The organism is Aeromicrobium sp. JJY06, from assembly GCF_044069275.1.
Lineage (GTDB): Bacteria > Actinomycetota > Actinomycetes > Propionibacteriales > Nocardioidaceae > Aeromicrobium > Aeromicrobium tamlense.
The window spans coordinates 512,774-538,312 of record NZ_JBIMRD010000001.1 but is presented as its reverse complement, the minus strand read 5'-3'; the positions used below and the strand labels follow the sequence as shown (position 1 = coordinate 538,312).

General features: G+C 72.3%; 27 protein-coding genes and 1 tRNA gene. 22 read left to right on the top strand and 6 right to left on the bottom strand.

The window, feature by feature from the left end; translation table 11 throughout:
* The first annotated feature begins 11 nt into the window (after positions 1 to 11).
* Genes tsaB through tsaD form a run of 6 tightly spaced genes read left to right on the top strand, consistent with a single transcriptional unit; the run spans position 12 to position 3,936 of the window.
* Positions 12 to 650, top strand: a complete 639-nt coding sequence (gene tsaB / locus ACGWYL_RS02755; protein WP_179422988.1) for a tRNA (adenosine(37)-N6)-threonylcarbamoyltransferase complex dimerization subunit type 1 TsaB — start codon at positions 12 to 14, stop codon at positions 648 to 650.
* The gene (rimI, locus tag ACGWYL_RS02750; protein WP_179422990.1) at positions 647 to 1,102 is read left to right on the top strand and encodes a ribosomal protein S18-alanine N-acetyltransferase; all 456 of its coding nucleotides are present in this window, start codon (positions 647 to 649) and stop codon (positions 1,100 to 1,102) included. Before tsaB ends, rimI begins: the two co-directional genes overlap by 4 nt.
* Entirely contained in the window at positions 1,099 to 1,581 is a 483-nt protein-coding gene (locus tag ACGWYL_RS02745; RefSeq protein ID WP_218845702.1) for a DedA family protein, read from the top strand. Before rimI ends, ACGWYL_RS02745 begins: the two co-directional genes overlap by 4 nt.
* A gap of 46 nt (positions 1,582 to 1,627) precedes the next feature.
* Positions 1,628 to 2,041 (top strand): DUF5709 domain-containing protein, encoded by a 414-nt coding sequence (locus ACGWYL_RS02740; protein WP_179422992.1) that lies wholly within the window; start codon positions 1,628 to 1,630, stop codon positions 2,039 to 2,041.
* Between the two features lie 40 nt (positions 2,042 to 2,081).
* Complete coding sequence (locus ACGWYL_RS02735) at positions 2,082 to 2,837, top strand: lysophospholipid acyltransferase family protein (RefSeq protein WP_395486368.1); 756 nt, start codon at positions 2,082 to 2,084, stop codon at positions 2,835 to 2,837.
* A gap of 52 nt (positions 2,838 to 2,889) precedes the next feature.
* Positions 2,890 to 3,936 carry a tRNA (adenosine(37)-N6)-threonylcarbamoyltransferase complex transferase subunit TsaD gene (gene tsaD, locus ACGWYL_RS02730; RefSeq protein WP_395486367.1) on the top strand — a complete coding sequence of 349 codons (1,047 nt, stop codon included), beginning with the start codon at positions 2,890 to 2,892 and terminating at the stop codon, positions 3,934 to 3,936.
* Positions 3,937 to 3,994: 58 nt separating this feature from the next.
* Here the strand turns inward: tsaD and ACGWYL_RS02725 are convergent, their stop codons facing one another.
* From ACGWYL_RS02725 to ACGWYL_RS02710, 4 genes are all read right to left on the bottom strand, one after another.
* A complete protein-coding gene (locus tag ACGWYL_RS02725; protein WP_395486366.1) occupies positions 3,995 to 4,849 on the bottom strand; it encodes a biotin-dependent carboxyltransferase family protein in 855 nt (284 codons plus the stop codon).
* Positions 4,850 to 4,928: 79 nt separating this feature from the next.
* Positions 4,929 to 5,510 carry an allophanate hydrolase subunit 1 gene (locus ACGWYL_RS02720; RefSeq protein WP_395486365.1) on the bottom strand — a complete coding sequence of 194 codons (582 nt, stop codon included), beginning with the start codon at positions 5,508 to 5,510 and terminating at the stop codon, positions 4,929 to 4,931.
* A gap of 2 nt (positions 5,511 to 5,512) precedes the next feature.
* On the bottom strand, positions 5,513 to 6,232 hold the full coding sequence (locus ACGWYL_RS02715) for a LamB/YcsF family protein (RefSeq protein ID WP_395486364.1): 720 nt from the start codon (positions 6,230 to 6,232) through the stop codon (positions 5,513 to 5,515).
* A gap of 83 nt (positions 6,233 to 6,315) precedes the next feature.
* Positions 6,316 to 7,476, bottom strand: a complete 1,161-nt coding sequence (locus tag ACGWYL_RS02710) for an SAM-dependent methyltransferase (RefSeq protein ID WP_395486363.1) — start codon at positions 7,474 to 7,476, stop codon at positions 6,316 to 6,318.
* A gap of 143 nt (positions 7,477 to 7,619) precedes the next feature.
* On the opposite strand from ACGWYL_RS02710, the gene groES reads away from it, so the two are divergent.
* The 3 genes from groES to ACGWYL_RS02695 all read left to right on the top strand — a co-directional run bounded on the left by groES (position 7,620) and on the right by ACGWYL_RS02695 (position 10,008).
* Positions 7,620 to 7,913: a co-chaperone GroES gene (groES, locus tag ACGWYL_RS02705; RefSeq protein WP_078698994.1), complete on the top strand. Its 294-nt coding sequence runs from the start codon at positions 7,620 to 7,622 to the stop codon at positions 7,911 to 7,913.
* Positions 7,914 to 7,944: 31 nt separating this feature from the next.
* Positions 7,945 to 9,546: a chaperonin GroEL gene (groL, locus tag ACGWYL_RS02700; RefSeq protein WP_179423006.1), complete on the top strand. Its 1,602-nt coding sequence runs from the start codon at positions 7,945 to 7,947 to the stop codon at positions 9,544 to 9,546.
* Between the two features lie 165 nt (positions 9,547 to 9,711).
* Positions 9,712 to 10,008, top strand: coding sequence for a hypothetical protein (locus ACGWYL_RS02695; protein ID WP_179423008.1), 297 nt, complete (start codon positions 9,712 to 9,714; stop codon positions 10,006 to 10,008).
* Here the strand turns inward: ACGWYL_RS02695 and ACGWYL_RS02690 are convergent.
* Positions 9,986 to 10,279 carry a helix-turn-helix transcriptional regulator gene (locus ACGWYL_RS02690; protein WP_218845703.1) on the bottom strand — a complete coding sequence of 98 codons (294 nt, stop codon included), beginning with the start codon at positions 10,277 to 10,279 and terminating at the stop codon, positions 9,986 to 9,988. The two genes, ACGWYL_RS02695 and ACGWYL_RS02690, sit on opposite strands and share 23 nt — an antisense overlap.
* 172 nt (positions 10,280 to 10,451) lie before the next feature.
* On the opposite strand from ACGWYL_RS02690, the gene ACGWYL_RS02685 reads away from it, so the two are divergent.
* The 8 genes from ACGWYL_RS02685 (at position 10,452) to ACGWYL_RS02650 (ending at position 20,307) form a co-directional block, all read left to right on the top strand.
* Positions 10,452 to 11,372, top strand: coding sequence for a diiron oxygenase (locus ACGWYL_RS02685; protein WP_179423012.1), 921 nt, complete (start codon positions 10,452 to 10,454; stop codon positions 11,370 to 11,372).
* A gap of 33 nt (positions 11,373 to 11,405) precedes the next feature.
* Positions 11,406 to 13,040, top strand: coding sequence for a 4Fe-4S binding protein (locus ACGWYL_RS02680; protein WP_395486362.1), 1,635 nt, complete (start codon positions 11,406 to 11,408; stop codon positions 13,038 to 13,040).
* Between the two features lie 59 nt (positions 13,041 to 13,099).
* The gene (gene guaB, locus ACGWYL_RS02675; RefSeq protein ID WP_179423016.1) at positions 13,100 to 14,605 is read left to right on the top strand and encodes an IMP dehydrogenase; all 1,506 of its coding nucleotides are present in this window, start codon (positions 13,100 to 13,102) and stop codon (positions 14,603 to 14,605) included.
* Between the two features lie 34 nt (positions 14,606 to 14,639).
* Positions 14,640 to 15,737 carry a GuaB3 family IMP dehydrogenase-related protein gene (locus ACGWYL_RS02670; RefSeq protein ID WP_269307067.1) on the top strand — a complete coding sequence of 366 codons (1,098 nt, stop codon included), beginning with the start codon at positions 14,640 to 14,642 and terminating at the stop codon, positions 15,735 to 15,737.
* On the top strand, positions 15,734 to 16,507 hold the full coding sequence (locus ACGWYL_RS02665) for a carbon-nitrogen hydrolase family protein (protein ID WP_395486361.1): 774 nt from the start codon (positions 15,734 to 15,736) through the stop codon (positions 16,505 to 16,507). Before ACGWYL_RS02670 ends, ACGWYL_RS02665 begins: the two co-directional genes overlap by 4 nt.
* Positions 16,504 to 16,971 (top strand): GNAT family N-acetyltransferase, encoded by a 468-nt coding sequence (locus ACGWYL_RS02660; protein WP_395486360.1) that lies wholly within the window; start codon positions 16,504 to 16,506, stop codon positions 16,969 to 16,971. The genes ACGWYL_RS02665 and ACGWYL_RS02660 overlap by 4 nt, the downstream gene beginning before the upstream one ends.
* A gap of 65 nt (positions 16,972 to 17,036) precedes the next feature.
* The gene (locus tag ACGWYL_RS02655; RefSeq protein ID WP_395486359.1) at positions 17,037 to 18,596 is read left to right on the top strand and encodes a succinic semialdehyde dehydrogenase; all 1,560 of its coding nucleotides are present in this window, start codon (positions 17,037 to 17,039) and stop codon (positions 18,594 to 18,596) included.
* Between the two features lie 13 nt (positions 18,597 to 18,609).
* Positions 18,610 to 20,307, top strand: a complete 1,698-nt coding sequence (locus ACGWYL_RS02650; RefSeq protein WP_395486358.1) for an FAD-dependent oxidoreductase — start codon at positions 18,610 to 18,612, stop codon at positions 20,305 to 20,307.
* A gap of 81 nt (positions 20,308 to 20,388) precedes the next feature.
* On the opposite strand, the gene ACGWYL_RS02645 is transcribed toward ACGWYL_RS02650, so the two are convergent.
* Positions 20,389 to 20,979 carry a 5-formyltetrahydrofolate cyclo-ligase gene (locus tag ACGWYL_RS02645; protein WP_179423028.1) on the bottom strand — a complete coding sequence of 197 codons (591 nt, stop codon included), beginning with the start codon at positions 20,977 to 20,979 and terminating at the stop codon, positions 20,389 to 20,391.
* 18 nt (positions 20,980 to 20,997) lie between these two features.
* On the opposite strand from ACGWYL_RS02645, the gene ACGWYL_RS02640 reads away from it, so the two are divergent.
* From ACGWYL_RS02640 to ACGWYL_RS02620, 5 genes are all read left to right on the top strand, one after another.
* Positions 20,998 to 22,374, top strand: a complete 1,377-nt coding sequence (locus ACGWYL_RS02640; protein ID WP_179423030.1) for a UTP--glucose-1-phosphate uridylyltransferase — start codon at positions 20,998 to 21,000, stop codon at positions 22,372 to 22,374.
* A 27-nt stretch (positions 22,375 to 22,401) separates the two neighbouring features.
* A complete protein-coding gene (gene glp, locus ACGWYL_RS02635) occupies positions 22,402 to 23,676 on the top strand; it encodes a gephyrin-like molybdotransferase Glp (RefSeq protein ID WP_179423032.1) in 1,275 nt (424 codons plus the stop codon).
* Entirely contained in the window at positions 23,676 to 24,278 is a 603-nt protein-coding gene (locus tag ACGWYL_RS02630; protein WP_179423034.1) for a GNAT family N-acetyltransferase, read from the top strand. The genes glp and ACGWYL_RS02630 overlap by 1 nt, the downstream gene beginning before the upstream one ends.
* 85 nt (positions 24,279 to 24,363) lie before the next feature.
* Positions 24,364 to 25,332, top strand: coding sequence for a hypothetical protein (locus tag ACGWYL_RS02625; protein WP_395486357.1), 969 nt, complete (start codon positions 24,364 to 24,366; stop codon positions 25,330 to 25,332).
* 64 nt (positions 25,333 to 25,396) lie between these two features.
* A tRNA-Ala gene (locus ACGWYL_RS02620) sits at positions 25,397 to 25,469 on the top strand.
* Positions 25,470 to 25,539: the final 70 nt, after the last annotated feature.

Genomic DNA, 25,539 nt, shown 5'->3' with positions numbered 1-25,539 from the left:
AGGCTGGGCCCGTGCTGCTGCTCGCGTTCGACACCGCCACCCCGGCGATCTCCGTCGCCGTCCACGACGGCTCGTCCGTCGTCGCCGAGGCGACGGGGGAGGGCGCGATGGCGCACGGCGAGCTGCTGGCCCCCGCGATCCGCACCGCGCTCCAGCGCGCCGGCGCCGCTCCGTCCGACCTCACCGACGTCGCCGTCGGCGTGGGTCCCGGCCCGTTCACGGGCCTGCGGGTCGGTGTCGTCACCGCGCTGTCGCTGGGCCAGACGCTGGGCCTGACCACGCACGGCGTGTGCTCGCTCGACATCCTCGCGGCCGAGGCCGCCGCCGACTTCGACGAGGAGTTCGTCGTGGCCACGGACGCCCGGCGCAAGGAGGTCTACTGGGGCCGCTTCACGCCCGAGGGCGTGCGCGTCACCGGTCCCGACGTCGACTACCCCGAGACCGTGGCCGCCCTGGGCATGCCCGTGGTCGGTCGCGGCGGCACGCTCTACGCCGACCGCTTCGCGACGGTGCACGACGGTCCGCTCGACCCGTCGGCCGCCGCGCTGGCCCGCCTGGTCGCCGGCGGCACGGCCGCCGAGGTCCCGCTCGAGCCGCTCTACCTGCGCCGACCCGACGCGACACCGCAGGTCGCGACCAAGCGCGCATGATCCGCACGGCGGGCCTGCGCGATCTGGACACGCTGGAGTCCATCGAGAACGCCAGCTTCGGGCCCGACGCGTGGTCGTCCGCCCAGGTCCGCGACGAGCTCGTCGGCGACCGCATCGTCCTGGCGCTCGTCGACGAGTTCGGGGTCCGTGGCTACGCCTCGATCCGGATGTTCGCGCCCGAGGCCGAGCTCATGCGGATCGCCGTGGGGCTGGGCTCGCGCCGCCAGGGCGTCGGCTCCCAGCTGCTCGGGGCCGCCCAGGACGCCGCCCGTGCCCGCGGTGCCGAGCGGCTGCTGCTCGAGGTCGCCGACGACAACGAGCCGGCCCTCGCGCTCTACCGCCGCGCCGGCTACCGCGAGACCGGCCGCCGCCGCGGCTACTACCGCTCGGGTGCCGACGCCGTGCTCATGGAGCGTGACCTCTCCGCGCCGGACGCGACGAGGTCGTCGTGAGCGAGGTGCTCGACGCGATCAGGGCGTGGCCGTGGTTCTGGGCGTGGCTGACGTTCTTCGTGATCGTGCTGCTGCGCGCCGGCGGCACCTATGGCATCGGCCGCGCGATCGCGGCCGGCGTGCTGCGCGAGCGCGAGCCCGGCCCCCGGGTGCGGGCCGCGATGGCGCAGGTCGAGCGCTGGGGCCCGCCAGCGGTCACCGTGAGCTTCTTCACGGTCGGCGCGCAGACCGCCGTGAACCTCGGCGCGGGCCTCGCGCGGATGTCATTCCCGCGCTATCTCACCGGCCTGGTGCCCGGCGCGGTCATCTGGGCGTCGATCTGGTCGACCATCGGGATGAGTGCCTTCCTGGCCGTCTTCTCGGGCGGATCCGAGCGTCTCGGGTGGCTCTTCGTGCTGCTCGTCGTGGTCGTCGTGGCGGTGTTGCTGACCCGCTCGTTCCGGCAGTCTGCGCCCGCCCGGGACACCCGCGCGGACTGAGATCCGCCGCCCGGCGAGTGCGCCCGGTGCGTGGCAAGGTGGAGACATGAGCGATCCCCGCAACCAGCCCCCGGCCCCTTCCCAGTACCTGAGCCAGGACCAGGACCAGGACACGCTGCTCGGTCGCGAGACCCATGATCCGCTGGACGAGGGCCTGACGGCCCCGGAGCGGTGGTCCGCGGGCGAGGGCTACGGCACCACCGCCGAGGAGCAGCGTGACGGCGAGTCGTTCGAGCAGCGTCTGCGCCAGGAGCAGCCCGACGTCGACCCCGAGGCCGAGTGGAGCGAGGACGACCTCGACGACGGTGAGGTCGGCGCCAGCCGCTCCGGTCGACTGGTCGATCCCGAGGGCGGGAACGGCGTCGACCACGTCTCCGAGCTGGTCGGCGACGACGTCGGCATCGACGGCGCCGGAGCCAGTGCCGAGGAGGCCGCCGTCCACGTCGTCGAGGACGAGTGAGACGCCCTTCGGGTGAACGCGCGTGCACTAGTGTGCTCGCATGCGCGACCTGACGTACCCGCCGATCATCGGCACGGCCAAGACGCTGTTCAAGGTGCTGGGCATGAGCTTCCAGACGTCCGGCACCGAGCACATCCCGCGTGAGGGCGGGGCGATCCTGGCCTCCAACCACGTCAGCTACGTCGACTTCGTCTTCAACGGACTCGCGGCCCAGCCGGCCGGCCGGCTCGTGCGGTTCATGGCGAAGAAGGAGGCGTTCGACCACAAGGTCTCGGGCCCGATCATGCGCTCGATGCACCACATCCCAGTCGATCGCGCGCAGGGCGAGGCCTCGCTGCACGAGGCCGCCGAGTACGCGCGGCGCGGCGAGATCGTCGGCATCTTCCCCGAGGCCACCATCAGCCGCTCGATGGAGGTCAAGGAGATCAAGACCGGCGCCGTCCGCGCCGCCGCCGAGGCCGGCGTGCCGCTCGTTCCGATGGTCGTGTGGGGCACCCAGCTGCTCAAGACGAAGGACCACGACGCCGACCTGTGGGGCCGCGGCAAGACGATCGCGCTGCACGTCGGCGAGCCGATCCCCGTCACGGGCGAGGACCCGGTGACCGAGACCGCGCTCCTGCACGAGTCGCTCACGGTGCTGCTCGACAAGGCCATCCGCGAGTACCCCGTCTCGCCCGAGGGCCAGTGGTGGGCGCCCGCGCGCTACGGCGGCACCGCGCCCACGCCCGACGAGGCCCGCCAGATGGACCTCGACGAGAAGGCGGCCCGCGAGGCCAAGCGCGCCGAGCGCGACTGACCGCCGAGGTCCGGTGACGAGCCCGGTGGCCCGCCCACGGCACAATGGACCGGTGAGCGAACCGCTGGTCCTGGGCATCGAGTCCTCCTGCGACGAGACCGGCGTGGGCATCGTGCGGGGCACCACCCTGCTGGCCCATGCCGTGGCGTCGAGCGTGGAGGAGCACGTCCGCTTCGGTGGCGTCGTCCCCGAGGTCGCCAGCCGCGCGCACCTCGAGGCGATGTTGCCCACGCTCGAGCAGGCTTACGAGCAGGCGGGCGTCGACGTCCGCGACGTCGACGCGATCGCGGTCACCAGCGGCCCCGGCCTGACCGGCGCGCTGCTCGTCGGCGTGGCCGCGGCCAAGGCGCTGGCCCTCGCGCACGACAAGCCGCTCTACGGCGTCAACCACCTCGCCGCCCACGTGGCGGTCGACCAGCTCGAGCACGGCCGGTACACCGAGCCCTCGATCGCGCTGCTGGTCAGCGGCGGCCACACCGAGCTGCTGCTGGTCAACGACATCGCCACCGACATCACGTTGCTGGGCGGCACGATCGACGACGCCGCCGGCGAGGCCTTCGACAAGGTCGCCCGCCTGCTCGGCCTGCCCTACCCGGGCGGTCCCGAGATCGACAAGGTCGCCCGCGACGGCGATCCGAAGGCGATCGACTTCCCGCGCGGCCTCACCACCGGCCGCGACCTCGAGCGGTACCGCTGGGACTTCTCGTTCTCCGGCCTGAAGAGTGCCGTCGCCCGCCACGTGCAGCACGAGGAGCGGATGGGCCGCGAGGTCGCCGTGGCCGACGTGGCCGCCTCGTTCCAGGACTCGGTGTGCGACGTGCTGAGCCGCAAGGCGATCAAGGCGTGTCTCGAGCACGACGTGCCGCGGCTGATCCTCGGCGGCGGTGTCGCGGCCAACGGCCGACTGCGCCACTACGTCCTGGAGCGGGCGGAGAAGGCAGGCGTCGAGGTCCGCATCCCGAAGCCGTCCCTGTGCACCGACAACGGCGCGATGGTCGCCGCCCTCGGCGCCGAGGTCGTCCGCCGGGGCATCGCCCCCAGCTCGCTCGACCTCGCCGTCGACTCGAGCCTCCCCGTCACCCGCATCGTCGCCGCCTGACCCGGCTGCCCGCCGCTCGCGACCCCGGTTTGCGCCACTCGGCGGGACGGGGAGGGCGTCAGGCGCGGTGGCGCCGGAAGCGGACCACGTCGCCCGGGCGCACCTGCGCCAGCAGGTCGGTGTCGGGGTCCACCACGACGCCGATGACCGGGTAGCCGCCGGTCACGGGATGGTCCGGGCCCAGCACCACCGGTCGCCCCGAGGTCGTCACCTGGATGCTGCCGCGCAGGACCGGCTCGCTCTCGAGCTCCCCGTCGCGGGCGCGCTCCAGCGCCGGTCCGTCGAGCCGTACCCCGATCCGGTCCGAGACGGGGTCGACCCGCCACGGACTCGACAGCAGGTCCGCGACGGCGGCCGGCGTGAACCAGTCGTCCCGCGGCCCGAGCACGACGCGCACGGTGACCTCGCCCGAGGCGAGCGCCGCCGGGTAGGCCTCGAGCGAGACCGCGTCCGCCAGCACCCCGACCCTCAGCTCGGCCCCCGAGGACAGCGGCGCAGGTCCCAGGGCGGCGAGGGTGTCGGTGCTGCGGCTGCCGAGCACCGGAGGCACGGTGATCCCGCCGCCGACCGCCACGGTCCACCGCAGCCCCAGCTCAGGAACACCCAGTCGCAGCACCTGGCCGCGGCGCAGCGCGAGCACCCGTCCGGAGTTCACCGGAGTGCCGTCCACCGTCAGTGGCCCGGCGGCTCCCGTCACCGCGACGACGTGCGCCGCGGTCGCGACGAGGGCGAGCCCGCCGCCGAGCGCCTCGACGATCGCCGCACCCTCCGGGTTGCCCACCAGGTGGTTGGCCTCGCGCAGCGCCCGCCGGTCGAAGGCGCCGGACGGGCCCACGCCCAGGTCGCCGAGCCCAGGCCGCCCGAGATCCTGCACCAGGCTCAGCGCACCCGGCTCCAGCACCCGCAGACTCATCGCGCCACCGCCTCGGAAGAGCGAAGGTAGGTCGGTGTCGCGATTCGTGGTGTGGAATGGCTCGCTCGCTGGCGCTCGCTCATCGCGCCACCTCCACGAACCGCACGAGGTCGCCGGGGTGCAGCAGCGCCGGGTCGTCGCGGGCGAGGTCCCACAGCGGCGCGTCGGTGCGACCGATCAGTCGCCAGCCGGCGGGGGAGGGGCGCGGGTAGACGCCGCTGAACCGCCCGGCGAGCCCCACCGATCCGGCCTCCACGCGGGGCCGAGGCCGCTCCAGCCGCGGCACCTCGAGTCGCGGGTCGCCGCCGGACAGGTAGGCGAAGCCGGGCGCGAAGCCGGCGAACGCCACGGTCCACCGCGAGGCGACGTGGCGGCGCACGACCTCGTCCGGCTCGAGCCCGCAGTGCCGCGCGACCACGTCGAGGTCCGGGCCGTCGTAGACGACCGGGACCTCCACCTCGCGGCCCACGACGTCGGTCAGGTCGGCGGGCTCGGTGGCGCCGACGAGCGACCGCAGGTCGGCCGGGCGTCCCCGCAGCAGCACGGTGGTGGCGCCGAGGGTCGCACCGTGCTCGCGCAGGGCGGCGTGCCAGCGCCGCGCCTCGGCCGCGTCGGCGCAGTCGAGCAGCACGGCGCGATCGCCGCAGGGCAGGATCCTCATCTTCAGCCGAAGGCCTCGATCGCCACGTCGTGCGCGGCCAGCACCTCGCGCACCCGGCGCAGCAGGGCCTCGGCCTCGGGGCTGTCACTGTGCACGCACAGCGAGTCGACCGACTCGGCGAGCGACAGCGCCTGACGGGCCGCCTCGTCCGGGTCCGTGAGCACGGCGCCCGGCTGGTCGCGCGGCACGAGGCCACCCTCGGCCGTGTAGGCGCGGTCGGCGAACCCCTCGTGCACGACGCGGATCCCGGCGTCCTCGGCCATCTCGAGCGCGATCGACCCCGGCATCCCGACGAGCGGCAGCGGATTCCCGTCGGCGAGGAGGGCCTCGACGACCGCCTCCGCCTGGTGCGGGTCGCGCGCGATCCGGTGGTAGAGCGCGCCGTGCGGCTTGAGGTAGGTGACGACCCCTCCGGCGGCGTCGGCCAGCTCGGCGAGGTGGTCCAGCTGGTGACGCACCTCGTCCACGAGGTCGCGGGGAGCCAGGTCGACCTCGCGCCGGCCGAAGCCCTCGCGGTCGCGGTAGCCGACCTGCGCGCCGATCGCGACGTCGTGCGCGACGGCCGCCTCGCACGTGGCGCGGATCAGGTCGTCGTCACCGGCGTAGGCGCCGCAGCAGACGTTGGCGCTGGTGACGAGCCCCAGCAGCCACACGTCCTCACCGGACTCCCAGCGAGCGCGGTCCTCGCCGAGGTCCACGTTGAGGTCGACTCGGCGGGTCATGGCCCGACGCTACCGTGCCCGGGGCATCGCTGGCAGTGACGTTCCCGGGGTCGGATCCGGGTGCTGCCCCCGGAACGTCACGCTCAGGGCTGCCGCTCGACGAGGAAGGCGCGGGCCTCCCCGGCGACGCGGGTCAGCACGACGGTCGCGGTGCGCGAACCCGACAGCTTGAGGCGGGCGACGAGGCGCTCGGGCACGACGTCGACGCCGCGCTTCTTCACCGTGAGGGTGCCGATGTCGCGCTCGCGCAGCGCCGCACGCAGCTGCTTCTCGCGGTAGGGCAGCTCCTCGAGGACCCGGAACGCGCGGCCGAGTGGTGCGGCGTCGGGGGGCTCGGTGGTGATCCAGGCGATGTGGGGGTCGAGCAGGTGACCGGCGAGGTCCTCGGCGAGCTCGGCCACGAGCCCGGCCCGGATCACGGCGTCGTCGGGCTCGACGAGATGCGACAGCAGAGGCCCGACCGTGGCCGGCGTGCCGCGCGCCACGAGGCTCACCCCGGCCGGGAGGACCGTGGCGACCCGGCCCTCGGGCGCCCCGAGACCGGCGGCCCACAGGCACGCCTCGACGAGGTCGCCACCGTGGGACACCCATTCGGCCTGCACGCCCGGCGGCACCGCGTCGTGCGCGATGCCCGGCATCACCTTCGCGACGGCCCGCCCGGCGAGCAGCCCCGTGACGAAGTCCCAGGGCGGCACGAGGGCGTCCAGCCGGAACGTGCGTCCCGCGCCGTCGCGACGGGCCGGGTCGACGAAGGCCACCTCGTCGGCTGCGACGGTGGTGGTCGTCGCGTCGCCGACCTCGACCGTGCCCTCCAGTCCGAGGGCGGCGAGGTTCGCGCGGGCGATCGCGGCGCGCACCTCGTCCTGCTCGACGCCGCGCACGGCCAGTCCGGCGCGGGCGCAGGCGATGAGGTCGCCGCCGATGCCGCAGCCGAGATCCACGACCCGGGTGGCGCCGAGGGCGACCAGCCGCGTGGCGCGGTGGTCGGCGACGGTCCGCCTCGTGGACTGCTCGAGCGCGTCGTGCGTGTAGTAGAGGTGGGCGGCGTCCGCGCCGAACTTCGCGACGGCCCGGCCGCGCAGGTGGTTCTGGGTGACGGCCGCGGCCACCAGCTCCACCGGGTGGTCGCGACGCAGGCGGGTGCCCAGGGCGAGGTCGGACTCGCGCCCGGCGCAGGCGGCCACCTCGGCCAGCAGCGCCTGCCCGGCCGGCGTGGTCAGGGTGGCGAAGGTCTGGGCGTCCACGCGCCCGAGTCTGCCACCGCGTGCCCCGGCTTCGGACCTAGCACTCTGTTGGGACGAGTGCCAGCCGGTGCTACGCTGACGACTGGCACTCCCAACGAGTGAGTGCCAACCGAACGTCTCTCATCGAAAGGGGAGGTCGACCAGTGTCGGTCACCATCAAGCCGCTCGAAGATCGCATCGTCATCAAGGCCGGAGAGGCCGAGCAGACCACCGCGTCGGGTCTCGTCATCCCCGACACCGCCAAGGAGAAGCCGCAGGAGGGCGAGGTCGTGGCCGTGGGCCCCGGTCGCGTCAGCGACAGCGGCGAGCGCATCCCCGTCGACGTGGCCGTCGGCGACAAGGTGCTCTTCAGCAAGTACGGCGGCACCGAGGTCAAGCACGGCGGCGAGGAGTTCCTCATCCTCAACGCCCGCGACGTCCTCGCCGTCATCGCCTGAGTCCACCCAAGCCAACCGTTAGGGAGCACTCGTGCCCAAGATTCTGGAATTCGACGAGGACGCACGCCGCGCCCTCGAACGCGGTGTCGACAAGCTCGCCGACACCGTCAAGGTGACCCTCGGCCCCAAGGGCCGCTACGTCGTCCTCGACAAGAAGTGGGGCGCCCCCACGATCACGAACGACGGCGTGTCCGTCGCGCGTGAGGTCGAGCTCGACGACCCCTTCGAGAACCTCGGCGCCCAGCTCGCCAAGGAAGTCGCCACCAAGACCAACGACGTCGCCGGTGACGGCACCACGACCGCCACGGTCCTGGCCCAGGCGATGGTCCACGAGGGCCTGCGCGCCGTCGCGGCCGGCGCCAACCCGGTCGGCCTCAAGAAGGGCATCGAGGCGGCCGTCGAGGCCGTCACGAACGAGCTGCACTCGCGCGCTCGCGCCGTCGACTCGGTCTCGGACATGTCCGCCGTCGCCACGGTCTCCAGCCGTGACGCGGTCATCGGCGAGCTCATCGCCGAGGCGTTCGACAAGGTCGGCAAGGACGGTGTCATCACCGTCGAGGAGTCCAACACCATGGGCACCGACCTCGAGTTCACCGAGGGCATGCAGTTCGACAAGGGCTACCTGTCGCCGTACATGGTCACCGACACCGAGCGCATGGAGGCCGTCCTCGACGATCCCTACATCCTCGTCAACCAGGGCAAGATCTCGGCCGTGTCCGACCTCCTGCCGCTGCTGGAGAAGGTCGTCCAGTCCGGCAAGGCCCTGTTCATCATCGCCGAGGACATCGAGGGCGAGGCCCTGTCCACGATCGTGGTGAACAAGATCCGCGGCACGTTCACGTCCGTGGCCGTCAAGGCGCCCGCGTTCGGCGATCGCCGCAAGGCCATGCTGCAGGACATCGCGACCCTCACCGGCGCGACCGTCGTGACGCCCGACGTCGGCCTCAAGCTCGACCAGGTCGGCCTCGAGGTCCTCGGCACCGCCCGTCGCGTCGTCGTCACCAAGGACGACACGACGATCATCGACGGCGGCGGCGAGCAGGCCGAGGTCGAGGGCCGCGTGGCCCAGATCAAGGCCGAGTTCGAGCAGACCGACTCCGAGTGGGACCGCGAGAAGCTCCAGGAGCGTCTCGCCAAGCTGGCCGGTGGCGTCTGCGTCATCCGCGTCGGCGCGGCCACCGAGGTCGAGCTCAAGGAGAAGAAGCACCGCATCGAGGACGCCGTGTCGGCGACCCGCGCGGCCATCGAGGAGGGCATCGTCCCCGGCGGTGGCTCGGCGCTGGTCCACGCGGTCGGCGTGCTCGACCAGGACCTCGAGCTCTCGGGCGACGAGGCCATCGGTGCTCGCATCGTCCGCAAGGGCGCGGACGCCCCGCTGGAGTGGATCGCCCGCAACGGCGGCGTCTCCGGCGAGGTCGTCGTGGCCAAGGTCCGCGAGTCGGGCGAAGGCTACAACGCGGCCACGGGCGAGTACGGCGACCTGCTCGCGCAAGGCATCCTCGACCCGGTCAAGGTCACGCGCTCGGCGCTCGCCAACGCGGCCTCGATCGCGGCCATGCTGCTCACCACCGAGACCCTCGTGGTGGACAAGCCGGCCGACGAGGACGACGCGCACGCCGGTCACCACCACTGACCGACACCGTCACGACGCAGGCCCCGGGCACCCGCCCGGGGCCTGCGTCGTGCGGTGACGGCGGGACGGGCCGGAGCCGCTCGTGAGACGAGGGACGACAGTGTCCGTCGGGCCCAATAACCTAGGGTTCGACCCGGTGTCCGCACCCGTTGATAGGACTGCCCCATGACGACGCCATCGACCACCTGCCCGTGGTGGTGCACCGACCACCGCTCCGGCGAGACGGCAGAGGACGAGCAGCACGCCCGTGTGTTCCCGGTGCCCGGTGGGGCCTGGGTGGCCATCCTGCACGGCGCGCTGCCCGGCGACCGGATCGAGCTGGCCTACGGGGCCGAGGCCTATGCGGCGTCGGCGGGGGAGGGGCGTGCGTTCGCCGCGGCACTGCAGCACGCGGCCGACGTGTTCGACCGGATCGTGTCCGAGGTCGAGCGCGTGAGGGTCAGCGGTCGGACGACTCCATGAACCGCCGCACGTCCACCAGCAGGTCGCCCAGCTCCAGTCCGAAGGCCGCCTCGAGGGCCAGGATCGTGTCCAGGCTCGGGTTGGCCGAGGAGCGGCCGGTGGCGTTGTTGTTGCGGTTGTTCTCCAGGTTCTGCACCTGGTTGCGGCTCAGTCCCGCGCGGTGCGCGAGCTCCTCCTGGGTCATGCCGGCCTGCTCGCGGCGGCGGCGCAGCCACTGGGCGAACGAGCTGGCGACCTCGGCGGTGTGAGCGGTCGGCGTCCGTTTGGGCATGCACAACAGCATGGGCCCAATCGTCGTCCGCGCGCAGCCCAATACGGTGTGGCGCGGCGTCGCATCCCCGGCGTGCGGACCGGGGATCCGGGACGGCTCCGAAAAGGTGGTGACGCGTCTCACAGTCTATGTTACATTCACAATGTCACATACCGATGACCGAGGAGATCGCATGACCGTCACCGACGATCGCGCCGCCGTCGAGTTCCGCCAGTCCATCGACATGGACTCCGAGCTGGAGCGACTGCTCGAGTCCGCCGCCGTCCTGTCGTACGACCCCGACCAGGAGATCGACTGGGACAAGCCGCTCGACCCGCACAAGTACGGCCTCAACCCCGAGTGGTCCACGCTCTACGGCACGCCGCTGTGGGACCGGATGACCGAGCAGCAGCGGATCGACCTCACCCGCCACGAGGTCGGCTCGATCATGAGCACCGGCATCTGGTTCGAGACGATGCTCCAGTCGATGGTGCTGCGCTCGCAGTACTCGGCCGACTACGGCGACCCCGAGTTCCGCTTCGCCCTCACCGAGATCGCCGACGAGTGCCGCCACTCGCTGATGTTCAGCAAGACCTGCAGCAAGATGGGCGTCCCGCACTACCGCCCGCGCCGTCTCTTCCACGAGCTGGCCCGCGTCTTCCGCACCACCGCCACCGGCGAGATGGCGTACTCCTCGATCCTCGTGGCCGAGGAGGTCCTCGACATCATGCAGCGCGACTGGATGCGCGGCGAGAACGTCCTCGAGGAGGTGCGCACCACGAGCAAGATCCACGTGGTCGAGGAGGCGCGCCACATGAAGTTCGCGCGCATGGAGATCAAGGAGTACCTCGAGGGGATCTCCAAGCCGCGCCGGCACCTGGCCGCGTTCGTCATCTCGATCGTGGCCGCGATCATCGTCGACTCGCTGGTCAACGACGACGTCTACGCCAACGCCGGCCTCGATCCCGAGGAGGCGAAGGCGGCGGCGAAGTCCAACACCCACCACCAGAACCTCATGCGGATGAGCTGCGTGCACCTCATGGACTTCCTGTCCGAGGTGGGCCTGCTGACCCCGTCCGCCATGCGGATGTACCGCACCGTCCACATGCTCTGACGGCCACGCCGACCCGAACCGAAAGCACCCGCCGTGGCCTACGCGATCACCCAGTCCTGCTGCAAGGACGCCTCGTGCGTCTCGGTCTGCCCCGTGGACTGCATCCATCCCACCCCCGACGAGCGCGACTTCGCGACGACCGACATCGTCTACGTCGACCCGAGCGTCTGCATCGACTGCGGCGCCTGCGCCGACGCCTGCCCGGTGGCGGCGCCGAAGCCGATCGACCTGCTGCGCGGCCCCGAGACGATCTTCGCCGAGCTCAACGCCGCGTACTTCGAGCGGCGCCCCGAGCGCGAGGAGCCGAAGGTCCACACGTGGGAGGAGATGGGCGGCGACCTCGAGCGCTCGCTGTCGATCGCGATCGTCGGCACGGGTCCGGCCGCGGCCTACACTGCGCGTCAGCTGCTGCTGTCCACCGACGCGCGCATCACGATGATCGACCGGCTCCCCGTGCCGGGCGGTCTCGTGCGCGGCGGGGTGGCTCCCGACCACGTCGACACCAAGAAGTTCGCCGACCTGTTCCAGTGGGCCTACAAGCACCCGCGCACCTCGATGGTGATGAACGTCGAGGTCGGCCGCGACATCTCCCACCGCGACGTGCTGCGCCACCACGACGTCGTGATCTACGGCGTCGGCGCGCGCCGCGACCGCGAGCTGGGGGTGCCGGGGGAGGACCTGCCCGGCGTCTACCCCGCGCCCGAGGTCGTCGGCTGGTACAACGGCGCGCTCGACGTCGAGCCCACCGGCGTGGTGCTCCAGGGTGACCGCGTCGTGATCGTGGGCAACGGCAACGTGGCGCTCGACCTGGCCCGGCTGCTGCTGCACGACCCCGACGTGCTGGCGCGCACCGACATGCCCGACCACGCCGTGCAGGCCTTCCGCGGGCTCGACGTCCGCGAGGTGGTCCTGCTCGGCCGGCGCGGGCCGTCGGTCGCGGCGTTCACCCGGCCCGAGCTGCTGATGATGCCGCCGGGCATCGACGTCGTGGTCGCCCGCGACGAGTTCACCGTGACTGAGCTGGAGGACGCCGAGCCCGAGACCAACGCCGCGGTCCTGGCCGCGCTGCCGCTGGTCGACGTCGACCTCACCACGCCGCCCGGCGAGCGCCGTCGCCTCGTCTTCGCGTTCGGCCGCCAGGTCGTCTCGATCGAGGGCGACGACCGCGTCGAGGCCGTGCAGATGGCGCCGTCGGGCGTCGCCGAGCAGGCCGTGAAGGTGCCGTGCGGCACGCTGATCCGCGCCACCGGCCACCGCGGCACTCCCGTGCCCGATCTGCCGTTCGACGAGGAGACCGCCACGGTCCCGAACGAGCACGGTCGCGTGATCGACCCCGACACGGGTCGGCCCGTGCCGGGCACCTACGTCGTCGGCTGGATCAAGCGCGGCGCCACGGGCGGCATCGGCACCAACCGCACGTGCGCCCACGAGACGATCCAGTCGATCATCGCCGACGCGAACGCCGGGCTCATCCCGCCGGCGCCGCGCCGCAGGCTCACCTTCGGACCGTTCGTGCGCACCCGCGTCGACGGCGTCGTGGGCCGTCGCCGCATGCTCGCGATCGAGAAGGCCGAGGAGAAGGCGGGCCGCCGCGAGGGCCGTCCGCGCGTGAAGTTCTCGTCGGTCGACGAGATGCTCCAGGTCAGCCCCGCGACGAGCCTGCACTGACGACGCGGATCACATCCCGCGGCCTCGGGACGGCGTCGGGGCGCGGGTAGACTCGCGCCATGGTGGGCATCCCCGACAAGTTCGCTCCTCTCGGCCTCACGTACGACGACGTCCTGCTGCTCCCGGGCGAGACCGACGTCATCCCCAGCGAGGTCGACACCACGACCCGGCTGACGCGTGACATCTCGCTGCGGATCCCGCTGCTGTCGAGCGCGATGGACACCGTCACCGAGTCGCGCATGGCGATCGCCATGGCGCGCGAGGGCGGCATCGGCATCCTGCACCGCAACCTCTCGATCGAGGACCAGGCCTATCAGGTCGACCTCGTCAAGCGCACCCAGACGGGCATCATCCCCAACCCCGTCACGATCGGCCCGAAGGCCACCCTCGAGGAGCTCGACGAGCGCTGCGGCGAGTACCGCGTCTCGGGCCTGCCGGTCGTCGATGAGGACAACACGCTGCTGGGCATCGTCACCAACCGCGACCTGCGCTTCACGCCCGTCGCCGAGTGGGCCACCACGCTCGTCCACGACGTCATGACCCACATGCCGCTGATCACCGGGCCCGTCGGCATCAGCCGCGAGGACGCCTCCGCGCTGCTGCGCCAGCACAAGCGCGAGCGCCTGCCGATCGTCGACGAGCAGGGCAAGCTCGCCGGCCTCATCACCGTCAAGGACTTCGTGAAGTCCGAGCAGTTCCCGATGGCCAGCAAGGACGCCGAGGGTCGCCTGCTCGTCGGTGCCGCGGTCGGCTTCTTCGGCGACTCCTACGACCGCGCGAGCCGCCTCATGGAGGCCGGCGTCGACGTGCTCGTCGTCGACACCGCCCACGGCCACGCCCGCGCCCTGCTCGACATGGTGCGCAAGCTCAAGGCCGACTCGGCCTTCGACGGCGTCCAGATCATCGGCGGCAACGTCGCCACCCGCGAGGGCGCCCAGGCGCTCGTCGACGCCGGCGTCGACGCGGTGAAGGTGGGCGTCGGACCCGGCTCGATCTGCACCACGCGCGTCGTCGCGGGCGTCGGCGTGCCCCAGATCTCGGCCGTCTACGAGGCCACGCTGGCCGCGGCCCCGGCCGGCGTCCCGGTCATCGCCGACGGCGGCCTGCAGTACTCCGGCGACATCGCCAAGGCGCTCGTCGCGGGCGCCGAGAGCGTGATGGTCGGCTCCCTGCTGGCCGGCTGCGAGGAGAGCCCGGGCGAGCTGATCTTCGTCGCGGGCAAGCAGTACAAGACCTACCGCGGCATGGGCTCGGTCGGCGCGATGGCCTCGCGCGGCAAGAAGTCCTACTCCAAGGACCGCTACTTCCAGGCCGACGTCACCAGCGACGACAAGATCGTCCCCGAGGGCATCGAGGGACGCGTCGCCTACCGCGGCCCGCTGTCCACCGTGGCGCACCAGCTCGTCGGTGGCCTGCACCAGTCGATGTTCTACGTCGGCTCGCGCACCATCCCCGAGCTGCGCGACCGCGGCCGCTTCGTCCGGATCACCGCGGCCGGCCTCAAGGAGAGCCACCCGCACGACATCCAGATGACGGTCGAGGCGCCGAACTACACGATCCTCTGACGTCATCGCGGCCCGATAGGCTGGGCGCGTGAGCATCGACATCGGACTGGCCAAGCGCGGCCGGCAGGGGTACCACTTCGACGACATCGCCATCGTGCCGAGTCGCCGCACGCGCGACCCGCAGGAGGTGTCGACGCACTGGCAGATCGACGCGTACCGCTTCGACCTGCCGATCGTCGCCGCTCCGATGGACTCGGTGATGAGCCCCGAGACCGCGATCGCGCTGGGCAAGTTCGGCGGCCTCGGCGTGCTGAACCTCGAGGGCCTGTGGACCCGCTACGAGGACCCGCGCCCGCTGCTGGAGGAGATCGCGCGCATCGAGCCCGCGCAGGTCACTCCGCGCCTGCAGCAGATCTACAGCGAGCCCATCAAGGCCGAGCTGATCACCGCGCGCCTCCAGGAGATCCGCGACGCGGGCGTGACCGTCGCGGGCTCGCTCTCGCCGGGCCACACGAAGCAGTTCGCCGACGCGGTCGTGAAGGCAGGCGTCGACCTGTTCGTCATCCGCGGCACCACCGTCTCGGCCGAGCACGTCTCGGGCAACGCCGAGCCGCTGAACCTCAAGGAGTTCATCTACGAGCTCGACGTGCCGGTGATCGTGGGCGGCTGCGCCACCCACCAGGCGGCCCTGCACCTCATGCGCACCGGCGCGGCCGGCGTGCTGGTCGGCTTCGGCGGCGGCGCCACCCACACCACGCGCAGCGTGCTGGGCGTCGCGGTGCCGATGGCCTCGGCCGTGTCCGACGTCGCCGCGGCGCGCCGCGACTACCTCGACGAGTCGGGTGGCCGCTACGTGCACGTCATCGCCGACGGCTCGATCGGCCGCAGCGGCGACCTCGCCAAGGCCTTCGCCTGCGGCGCCGACGCCGTGATGATCGGCTCGCCGTTCGCGCGCGCCACGGACGCCCCCGGCAGCGGCTTCCACTGGGGTGCCGAGGCCTGGCACGGCGACCTGCCGCGCGGCGAGCGCGTCGAGATCGGCACCGTCGGCTCGCTCGAGCAGGTGCTCTTCGGTCCCTCGCACGTGCCCGACGGCACGATGAACCTCGTCGGCGCCCTGCGCCGCGCGATGGCCACCACCGGCTACACGGACCTCAAGGAGTTCCAGCGCATCGAGGTCGTCCTCGGGTGACGCTCACCGTCGCGGCCGGCCAGTTCGCCTCGGCCGGCGACGTCGAGACCGACATCGCCACCGTCGTCCGCGCGGTGCAGCAGGCCGGCGGAGCCGACCTGCTGGTGATGCCCGAGCTGTTCCTCGGCGGCTATCGCCTGCCGCCGATCGTGGTGGGCGAGTCGGATCCGCGCCTGCAGCCGATCGCCGACGCGGCGGCTGCCGCGGGCACGGTCGTACTGGTGGGCGCGTGCCTCGACGGGCCCGACGGGTTCACGATCTCCACGCTCGCGTTCGGGCTCGGCGACGACCCGGCCGCTCGCCGCGTCTACGACAAGCAGAACCCCTGCGGCGACGAGGGTCAGCACGTCGTCCCCGGCTCCGAGAGCGTCATCATCGACGTCCGGGGCTGGGCCGTCGGCCTGTCCATCTGCTACGACGGCTGCTTCCCCGAGCACGCCCGCGCGGTAGCCCTTGCCGGCGCCGAGGTCTACGCCGCGTCGGTGGCGTACTTCGCCGGCAGCGCCCACCGGCGCGAGGTCTACTACCGCGCCCGTGCGGTCGAGAACGGCATGTACGCGGTCGTCAGCGGCCTGAGCGGCTCGGTCGCGGGCGCGGAGTTCGACGGCGGCAGCGCGGTCTACGACCCCGAGGGCCGCGTCCTCGCCTCGGTCGAGGAGACCGAGGGCCTCGCGATCGCCACGCTCGACCGGCCGCTGCTCAAGGCCACGCGTGCGGCCCACACGATGCTGGCCGACGTGCGCGAGCCCGGCCCGGTGGTGCGGCGATGACCGCCGAGATCGTCGAGGTCGACTTCCTCGACCCCCGCGTGCTCGACCTGCGCGCTCGGATGGGCGCCGAGATGGGCGAGCTGTACGGCACGCCCCGGCACTCCGTCGGGGCCGAGGACGTCACCCCGGAGTCCGTGCTCGCGTGCCTGCTCGCGCTCGACGGCGACCGGCCGGTCGGCACGGTCAGCCTGCGCCGCCTGCGCGACCTCGTGGAGATCAAGCGGATGTTCCTGCTGCCCGAGACGCGCGGCACGGGCCTCGCGGCGCGGATGCTCGCGGCGATCGAGGACCGCGCCCGTGCGGTCACCGACCGCGTCGTGCTGCACACGGGGGAGCGGCAGCGAGCCGCGATCGCCCTCTACACGCGCTCGGGCTACGAGCCGATCGAGATCTACGAGCCGTACGACCAGGTGCCCGAGTCGCTCTGCTTCGCCAAGCGGCTGGACGACCCCGCCTTGCTGTAACCCGCGGTGACGGGATGTGACAGTCGTGGTGTCACATGTCGGATTTCTTCGGTATCGTCCTGTCCATGCCTGATGTCGCCCAGATCACAGTCGCGCCCGAGCGCGCCGCCCAGCTCACCCGCCTGATCCGGGCGACGGGCACCGAGACCCGTACCACCGTGTCGCCCCTGAGCGGAGCCGACGTGGCCACCATCCCGGTCTCCACCGACCAGGACGTCCTCGACGCCTTCGCTGCCGCTCGCGTCGCCCAGCTGACCTGGGCGCGCACCTCGCTGCGCCGCCGGAAGAAGGCGCTGCTGCGGCTGCACGACCTCGTCCTGAAGCACCAGGACGAGCTGCTCGACCTCGTGCAGCTGGAGTCGGGCAAGGCGCGCGCGCACGCCTTCGACGAGGTGCTGCACACCGCGCTGACCGGCCGCTACTACGGCCGTCGCCTGGCGCGCATCCTCGGCCCGCACCGCCGGGGCGGCGTCTACCCCGGGCTCACGAGCGTGCGCCAGCACCAGCGGCCGAAGGGCGTCGTCGGCCTCATCACGCCGTGGAACTACCCGTTGTCGATGGCGCTCGTCGACGGCCTCGCCGCCGTCGCCGCCGGCAACGCCGTGGTGCACAAGCCCGACAGCCAAGCGCCGCTCACCGCCCTGGCGATCATCGAGCTGATGCACCGCGCGGGCTTCCCGAAGGACCTGTGGCAGGTCGTCAGCGGCGCCGGTTCGGTCATCGGCTCGGCGATCATCGCGAACGCCGACTACATCTGCTTCACGGGCTCCACCGCCACCGGCAAGCGCATCGCCGCCCAGTGCTCCGAGCGGCTCATCGGCTGCTCGCTCGAGCTCGGCGGCAAGAACCCGATGATCGTGCTGCCCGGCGCCGACGTCGAGAAGGCGGTCGAGGGCACGGTCACGGCGGCCTTCAGCTCGGCCGGCCAGCTGTGCGTCTCGATCGAGCGCATCTACGTGCACGAGTCGATCTACCCGCGCTATCGCGACGCACTGGCCGAGCGCCTGTCGCACCTGGCCTACGGCGCGAACGCCGACTGGGAGGTCGAGATGGGCACGCTCGTCTCGCCCGCCCAGCTGGCCACGATCGAGAAGCACGTCGCCGACGCGCTCGACCACGGTGCCACCCTCGTGTCCGGCGGCCGGGCCCGTCCCGACATCGCCCCGTGGTTCCACGAGCCCACGGTCCTGGAGGACGTGCCCCCGGCGGCGCTGTGCTTCGCCGAGGAGACGTTCGGTCCGCTCGTCTCGCTCTACCCGTACCGCAGCGTGGGCGAGGCGGTGCAGGCCGCGAACAGCACGGTCTACGGCCTCAACGCCAGCGTGTGGGGACCCACGCGCCGCGCCCGCAAGGTGGCCGAGCGGCTCCGCGCGGGCACGGTCAACGTCAACGAGGGCTTCGCCGCCACGTTCGGCAGCATCGGCGCGCCCATGGGCGGCATGAAGGAGTCCGGCACCGGACGCCGCCAGGGCGCCGAGGGCCTGCTGCGGTTCACCGAGACCCAGTCGATCGGCGTGCAGCGGCTGATGCCCGTCAGCGGACCCGCCTTCCTGTCGAGGCGGACGTTCGGCTCCCTGCTGACCGTCGGCCTCGGCCTGCTGCGCCGACTCACCACCCGAGCCTGAGAGAGGAACGACCATGACCGAGCAGGACTACGACGTCGTCATCATCGGATCGGGGTTCGGCGGCAGCGTCTCGGCGCTGCGGCTGACCGAGAAGGGCTACAAGGTCCTCGTGCTCGAGGCCGGCCGCCGCTTCGCCGACCACGAGTTCGCGAAGAACTCCTGGCACCTGCGCGAGTACCTGTGGGCCCCGCGGCTCGGCTGCTACGGCATCCAGCGGATCAACCTGCTGCGCAACTCGCTCGTGCTCGCCGGCGCGGGCGTCGGCGGTGGCTCGCTGGTCTACGCCAACACGCTCTACGAGCCGCTCGACCCGTTCTACGAGGACCCGGCCTGGAGCCACATCACCGACTGGAAGAGCGAGCTCGCGCCGTACTACGACCAGGCCAAGCGCATGCTCGGCGTCAACCCGGTCACCGAGATGAGCCCCGCCGACACGGTCGTGAAGACCACCGCCGAGCGGCTCGGCTACGGCGACAGCTTCCACTTCGCGCCCGTCGGCGTGCTGTTCGGCGAGGAGGAGGGCCGCGACGTCGGCGACCCGTACTTCGGCGGCGTCGGACCCGACCGCCGCACCTGCATCAACTGCGGCGAGTGCATGTCGGGCTGCCGACACAACGCCAAGAACACGCTCGTCAAGAACTACCTCTACCTGGCCGAGCAGGCCGGGGCCGAGGTCCGCGACCTCACCACCGTGGTCGACGTGCGCCCGGCCGCCGGCGGCTACGAGGTGCACTCGCGATCCACCCGGAAGTGGCGTGGCAAGAACCCCGTGATCCGAGCCGAGCAGGTCATCTTCTCGGCCGCCTCGCTAGGCACGCAGCGACTGCTGCACCAGCTGCGCGACGGCGGCAGCCTGCCGCACGTCTCGAAGCGCCTCGGCCTGCTGACCCGCACCAACTCCGAGGCCCTCATGGGCTCGGTCGCGATGAACCGCGACGTCGACTACACGCGCGGCGTGGCGATCACGTCGTCGATCCACCCCAACGACACCACCCACATCGAGCCCGTCCGATACGGGAAGGGCTCCAACGTGATGATGTTCGTCCAGATGGTGCTGTCCACCGACGGCAGCGGCCAGGGCAAGCCGAGCGTGCTCACGGTGCTGAAGAACATCGTGCGGATCGCGCCGCGGCTGCCGAAGCTCTACGACGCGTTCCACTGGTCCGAGCGCACCGTCATCGCGCTGGTGATGCAGGCGCGCGACAACTCGATCACGACCTACACGAAGCGCCGGCTGTTCGGCGGTCGCAAGATGACGACCAAGCAGGGATCGGGCGAGCCGAACCCCACCCACATCCCCGAGGCGCACCGCGCGGTGACCGAGATGGCCGACTACATGGACGGCGTCCCGGGCGGCATCGTCACCGAGCCGATCGGCATTCCCATGACGGCGCACTTCCTCGGCGGCTGCGCGATCGGCGACTCGCCCGAGACCGGCGTCATCGACCCCTACCAGCGGCTCTACGGGCACGAGGGCCTGCACGTCATCGACGGCTCGGCGATCAGCGCCAACCTCGGCGTGAACCCCTCGCTCACGATCACGGCGCAGGCCGAGCGGGCCGTGGCGATGTGGCCCAACAAGGGCGAGGCCGACCAGCGTCCGGCGCTGGGCCAGGCCTACCGCCGCATCGAGCCGATCCTGCCGAAGAACCCCGTCGTCCCCGACCAGGCCCCCGCGGCCTACCGCCTCCCGATCGTCGCCGTCTCCTGACCGTTCCCGCCTCCGGCGGGCGAGATCTGTAGCGGTAGCCACCCTTTTTCGGCCGGAACCGCCCGAGAACGGTGGAGACCGCTACAGATCTCGGTCCCGGGAGGGACGAAAGACGCCCGCGGGCGTGAGCACGAGGTCGACCGGGTGGTCGTGCGGCTCGTGCGGCACGTGCTCGAGGAGCTCGTCGTCGAACACGACGGCGCACACGACGCCGGGGAAGTCCGCGAGGGCGCGGTCGTAGTAGCCCGCGCCCCGGCCGAGCCGGTTGCCGGCGTGGTCCACCGCGAGCCCGGGCACGAGCGCGACGTCGCACGTGGCCAGCGCGCCGGCGCCGAGCGGCGGACCGGTGGGCTCGGGCACGCCGAGCGCCCCCACGGCCACCGAGCCGAGCTCGTGGACGACCCAGTCCATCGAGCGGTCGGGCCGGCCGAGCGGCACCAGCACCTCCACGCCGCGTCCCGCCAGCAGGTCGATCAGCGGCTCGGTGCCCGGCTCGCTCGGCAGCGAGAGGTACGCCGCCACCCGCCGCGCACGCACCAGGGCGGGCAGCGCGGTGGCGTGCAGGGCGATCGCCTCGGCGGCTCCGGTCCGCTCCGCGGTCGTGCGATCGCGCCGACGTGCGGCCAGCAGCCGACGGAGGTTCGTCTTCTCACCCGTCACGGACGCCGACATGGCGCTAGCCTAGGGCCGATGAACGCACTGGCAGCCGCACAGGACAAGATGCGCTCGGTCGGGCTGCCCGAGCAGGCGATCGACGTCTTCACGGCGTTCTACCACCAGCTCGAGGAGGGTGCGTCCGGGCTCATCCCCGAGTCCGAGGTCGAGCCGCTCGAGGACGTCGCGAGCATCCACTCGCTCGACTACGACACCGAGACGCTGCGCCGAGCCGCCGCCGAGACGGTGGTCATCAAGCTCAACGGCGGCCTCGGCACCACGATGGGCATGCAGCAGGCGAAGTCGCTGCTGCCGATCAAGCACCGCCTGAGCTTCCTCGACCTCATCGTCGACCAGGTGTGGCACGTGCGCTCCACCCTCGGGGTCGACCTGCCGCTGCTGTTCATGAACAGCTTCCGCACGCGCGACGACACCCTCGAGGCCCTGTCGCACTACCCCGAGCTGAAGGTCGGCGACCTCCCGCTCGACTTCCTGCAGAACCGCGAGCCCCGCCTCGACGCCGAGACCCTCGCGCCCGTCGAGTGGCCCGACGATCCGTCGCTCGAGTGGTGCCCGCCGGGCCACGCCGACCTCTACACCGCCCTCGACGCCTCGGGCGTGCTCGACCAGCTGATCGAGGCCGGCTACCGGTACGCCTCGATCTCCAACGCCGACAACCTCGGCGCCGTGCCCGACCCGGCGATGATGGCGTGGTTCGCCGAGACCGGGGCGCCGTACGCGGCCGAGGTCTGCCGCCGCACGCCGGCCGACGTCAAGGGCGGTCACCTCGTGGTGCGCCGCTCCGACGGCCGCCTCATCCTGCGCGAGACAGCGCAGATCGCCCCTGAGGACCGCGAGGCCGCGGCCGACCTGTCGGTTCACCGCTACTTCCACACGAACAACCTCTGGTTCGACCTCCACGCGCTGCGTGCCGAGCTGGACCGCGCGCAGGGCGTCCTCGACCTGCCGCTCATCCGCAACCAGAAGAACGTCGACCCCACCGATCCCGACAGCCCCGAGGTGATCCAGATCGAGTCCGCGATGGGCGCGGCGATCTCGGTGTTCGAGGGCGCCACGGCGATCGAGGTCGACCGCGCGCGCTTCCTGCCGGTGAAGACCACCGACGACCTGCTGCTGCTGCGCTCCGACGTCTACGACGTGGGCCCCGACTACCAGATGCGCGCCCGCGTGGACGACGTCCCGTCGGTCGACCTCGACAAGCGCTACTTCAAGGCCATCGGCGAGTTCGACAAGCGACTGCCGTTCTCGGTCGGCCTGCTGTACGCCTCGTCGCTCACGGTGCGCGGGGACTGGAGCTTCGGCGAGGGCGTCGTGGTGCGCGGCGACGTGGTCCTCGAGGACGAGGGCCGACCGCGCCACGTGGCCTCCGGAACGGTGCTGTCCGGGATCTAGCGCGGAACGGCCGTTAGGCTGGCACGCATGTCGTCAGGACAACTGCCTCCGCGGACGCGTCCCGTCAGCGTCGCCCCCGGCCGCCTGACGGTCGAGGACCACCTCGAGACCATCCTGCGGGGCGTCGGACCCCTCGCGGCCTACGACCAGCCCGTCGTCGAGTCGCTGGGCCTGACCCTCCACGAGGACGTCCTCAGCGACGACGACCTGCCGCGATTCTCCGCGGCCGCGGTCGACGGCTACGCCGTCAACGCCACCGACGTCGTCGGGGCCCGCCCGGGCGAGCCCGTCGAGCTCCCGGTCGTCGCCGAGATCGTCCCCGGCCTGGGCAAGCCCTTCGCCATCAGTGGCGGCTCGTGCGTGCGGATCATGGCCGGCGCGCCGCTGCCGCGCGGCGCCGACGCCGTCGTCCCCGCCGACTCCACCGACGGCGGCCGGACGAAGGTGGCCATCGGCCGCGCCGTGCTGGCCGGGTCGGGCGTGCGGCACGCCGCCGGCGACCTCTCGCGCGGTGCCGTCGCGCTGCCCGAGGGGGCCGTGCTCGGTCCGCGCGAGATCGGCCTGCTGGCCGCGATCGGCCGCGACCGCGTGCGCGCCCGTCCGCGTCCGCGCGTCGTCGTGATGTCCACGGGCCGCGAGCTGCGCGAGCCCGGCGCCCACCTCGACGCCGACTCCGTCCACGACGCGAACTCCTCGATGCTGGCCGCGGCCGTGCGCGACCTCGGCGCGATCGCCTACCGCGTCGGCGTCGTCGACGACGATCCCGCGCACTTCAAGCGCGTGCTGTCCGACCAGCTCGTGCGTGCCGACCTCGTCATCACCACCGGCGGCATCACGGGCGACGAGCGCGCCCTCGTGAAGCGCACGCTCACCGAGGTCGGCGAGGTCACCTTCTCCGACGTCGCGCTGCACCCGGGCCGCACCCACGGCTTCGGGCGCGTCTTCGACGAGCAGACCCCCGTCATCACGCTGCCGGGCGACCCGGTGTCGGCGTACGTCGGCTTCGAGGTCTTCGTGGTGCCGGCGATCCGCCGCATGCTGGGCCGCACGCCCTACCGCCGCCCGCAGGTGCACGCCGTCCTGGCCGAGGACCTCACGTCCGACACCGGCGTGCGCGAGTACCGCCCGGCGTTCTTCGAGGTCACGCACCGCGGAGCGAAGGTCACCCCCTTGCCGCACGCCGGACCCCACCTCGTGGGCACGCTCGCGAAGGCCAACGCCCTGATCGTGGTGGGCGAGGACGAGAGCGCGCTGCACCTGGGCGACACCGTCCGCACCCTCGTGCTGGACCGCAACTTCTGATGGCACGCGGGTGGCCGGCCACGCTGTCGGACGGTCTCGTCGGCGTCCGTCCGCTGGTGCGTCGCGACGCCTCCACGTGGGCGCGGCTGCGCTCGGAGAACGCCGACTGGCTCGTCCAGTGGGAGGCCACGCTGCCGCGCGGCGAGGGCAACGCGCCCGAGTCCTACGGTGCGACGATCGCCACGCTGCGCCGCCGCGCCCGTGAGGGCTCCGCGATGCCCTTCGCCGTGACGTGGGCCGGCGACATGGTCGGGCAGGTCACCGTGAGCGGCATCACGCGCGGCTCGGCGCTGTGGGCCAGCATCGGCTACTGGGTGGCACGCAGCCACGCCGGTCGCGGTGTCACGCCCACCGCGGTCGCGCTCGTGTGCGACCACCTGTTCACCAAGGCCGGCCTGCACCGGATCGAGATCTCGATCCGTCCCGAGAACGCCGCCAGCCTGCGCGTCGTGGAGAAGCTCGGCTTCGAGGAGTTCGGTCTCGCCCCGCGCTACCTGCACATCGCGGGGGAGTGGCGCGACCACCGGATGTTCCAGCTGCTCCAGGAGGACGTGCCGCACGGCGTCCTGGCGCGCCTGCGCGGGGACGGTTCCACCACCTGAGTCCGACGGGGCCTGCGTGAACTCTGGTGCGACACACCCGGCAGGCTCCCACGGATCGAGCGCGTCACGACCTACGGTTTCAAGCGTGGGTTCCAGCGGATTGATCGTCGCGTTCGTCGTCGCCTTGTGGGCGGCGTACTTCGTGCCGCTCGTCCTGCGTCGCTACGACGAGGCGGGCAAGAACTCCTCCCTCGACCAGGACGGTCCCACGCGTCGCGTGGTGGAGCCGCGCCGCACCGTGGTGGCCGCCGAGGAGCGTCCCGCGCCCTCCGTCACGAAGAAGGTGGCCCCGCCCGTGACGAAGCGCGCCGAGCCCGCCACCCCCTCGACTTCCCCTCGCGTCGACCGGACTTCTCCGGCGGTCGACGCGCAACGTCCGCGCGTCACGCGCGAGGCCGCCCAGATCGCGGCCCGTCGTCGCCGCAACGTGCTGCTGACGCTCGTGGCCGTGCTGGCGGTGCTGACCGGCGTCACCGTCGCCAGCCTCGTTCCCGTGTGGACGCCCGCGATCGGCGTCGGCCTGATCGTCGCCTGGCTGGTCCTGTGCCGCGTCATGGTGCGCCAGGAGCGCGGCATCGCCCGCGGCTCCTCGCAGGGCCGTATCGTGCGCGGGCTGCGCGCCGTGCCGTCGTCCGTCGTCCGGGCCTTCGGCTGGGCCTCGGGCCGTGTCGGGTCCGACCGGTCCACCACCGTCGGGGGCACCGCCGCCGACGAGGAGATGACCATCGTCGTCTCCGACCAGGTGGAGGACCTCGCGCTCGAGCGTCGCAACGTCATGGAGACCGACGCGCCGCTGGCCGCCGACGCCCTCGACGAGCAGTTGCAGATCGCGGTGCCCAGCGTCTCGGCCACGAGTGGCGAGCCGCTGTGGGACCCGCTGCCGATCACCGTGCCCACCTACGTGAGCAAGCCGCGCGCGGGCCGGACGGTGCGCACGATCGAGTTCGGCCAGCCCGGCGCGTGGACCTCGGGCCACGTCGAGGGCGAGCAGACCGAGCTGCCCGGCATGGACGAGGGCGACGCGGGCTCCGACCAGCGCGCCGTCGGCCACTGAGCCGGTCACCCACCCCCGCAGGAGCGACACCGGGGACCGTGTTGCTATCCTGATGTACGACCTTGGGGCATTGGCGCAGTTGGTAGCGCGCTTCGTTCGCATCGAAGAGGTCAGGAGTTCGAATCTCCTATGCTCCACGTCATCGACGCCCCCGGACCCGGTCCGGGGGCGTCGCTCACTTTCCGGGCCCGCGCGCCTCATCCGAGC

Excerpts from the sequence above, each read along its gene's own strand:
- rimI (WP_179422990.1), top strand. The coding sequence starts at position 647 with ATGATCCGCACGGCGGGCCTGCGCGATCTGGACACGCTGGAGTCCATC.
- ACGWYL_RS02740 (WP_179422992.1), top strand. The coding sequence starts at position 1,628 with ATGAGCGATCCCCGCAACCAGCCCCCGGCCCCTTCCCAGTACCTGAGC.
- ACGWYL_RS02735 (WP_395486368.1), top strand. The coding sequence starts at position 2,082 with ATGCGCGACCTGACGTACCCGCCGATCATCGGCACGGCCAAGACGCTG.
- ACGWYL_RS02725 (WP_395486366.1), bottom strand. The coding sequence starts at position 4,849 with ATGAGTCTGCGGGTGCTGGAGCCGGGTGCGCTGAGCCTGGTGCAGGAT.
- ACGWYL_RS02720 (WP_395486365.1), bottom strand. The coding sequence starts at position 5,510 with ATGAGGATCCTGCCCTGCGGCGATCGCGCCGTGCTGCTCGACTGCGCC.
- ACGWYL_RS02715 (WP_395486364.1), bottom strand. The coding sequence starts at position 6,232 with ATGACCCGCCGAGTCGACCTCAACGTGGACCTCGGCGAGGACCGCGCT.
- ACGWYL_RS02695 (WP_179423008.1), top strand. The coding sequence starts at position 9,712 with ATGACGACGCCATCGACCACCTGCCCGTGGTGGTGCACCGACCACCGC.
- ACGWYL_RS02690 (WP_218845703.1), bottom strand. The coding sequence starts at position 10,279 with ATGCCCAAACGGACGCCGACCGCTCACACCGCCGAGGTCGCCAGCTCG.
- ACGWYL_RS02685 (WP_179423012.1), top strand. The coding sequence starts at position 10,452 with ATGACCGTCACCGACGATCGCGCCGCCGTCGAGTTCCGCCAGTCCATC.
- guaB (WP_179423016.1), top strand. The coding sequence starts at position 13,100 with ATGGTGGGCATCCCCGACAAGTTCGCTCCTCTCGGCCTCACGTACGAC.
- ACGWYL_RS02660 (WP_395486360.1), top strand. The coding sequence starts at position 16,504 with ATGACCGCCGAGATCGTCGAGGTCGACTTCCTCGACCCCCGCGTGCTC.
- ACGWYL_RS02655 (WP_395486359.1), top strand. The coding sequence starts at position 17,037 with ATGCCTGATGTCGCCCAGATCACAGTCGCGCCCGAGCGCGCCGCCCAG.
- ACGWYL_RS02650 (WP_395486358.1), top strand. The coding sequence starts at position 18,610 with ATGACCGAGCAGGACTACGACGTCGTCATCATCGGATCGGGGTTCGGC.
- ACGWYL_RS02645 (WP_179423028.1), bottom strand. The coding sequence starts at position 20,979 with ATGTCGGCGTCCGTGACGGGTGAGAAGACGAACCTCCGTCGGCTGCTG.
- ACGWYL_RS02640 (WP_179423030.1), top strand. The coding sequence starts at position 20,998 with ATGAACGCACTGGCAGCCGCACAGGACAAGATGCGCTCGGTCGGGCTG.
- glp (WP_179423032.1), top strand. The coding sequence starts at position 22,402 with ATGTCGTCAGGACAACTGCCTCCGCGGACGCGTCCCGTCAGCGTCGCC.
- ACGWYL_RS02630 (WP_179423034.1), top strand. The coding sequence starts at position 23,676 with ATGGCACGCGGGTGGCCGGCCACGCTGTCGGACGGTCTCGTCGGCGTC.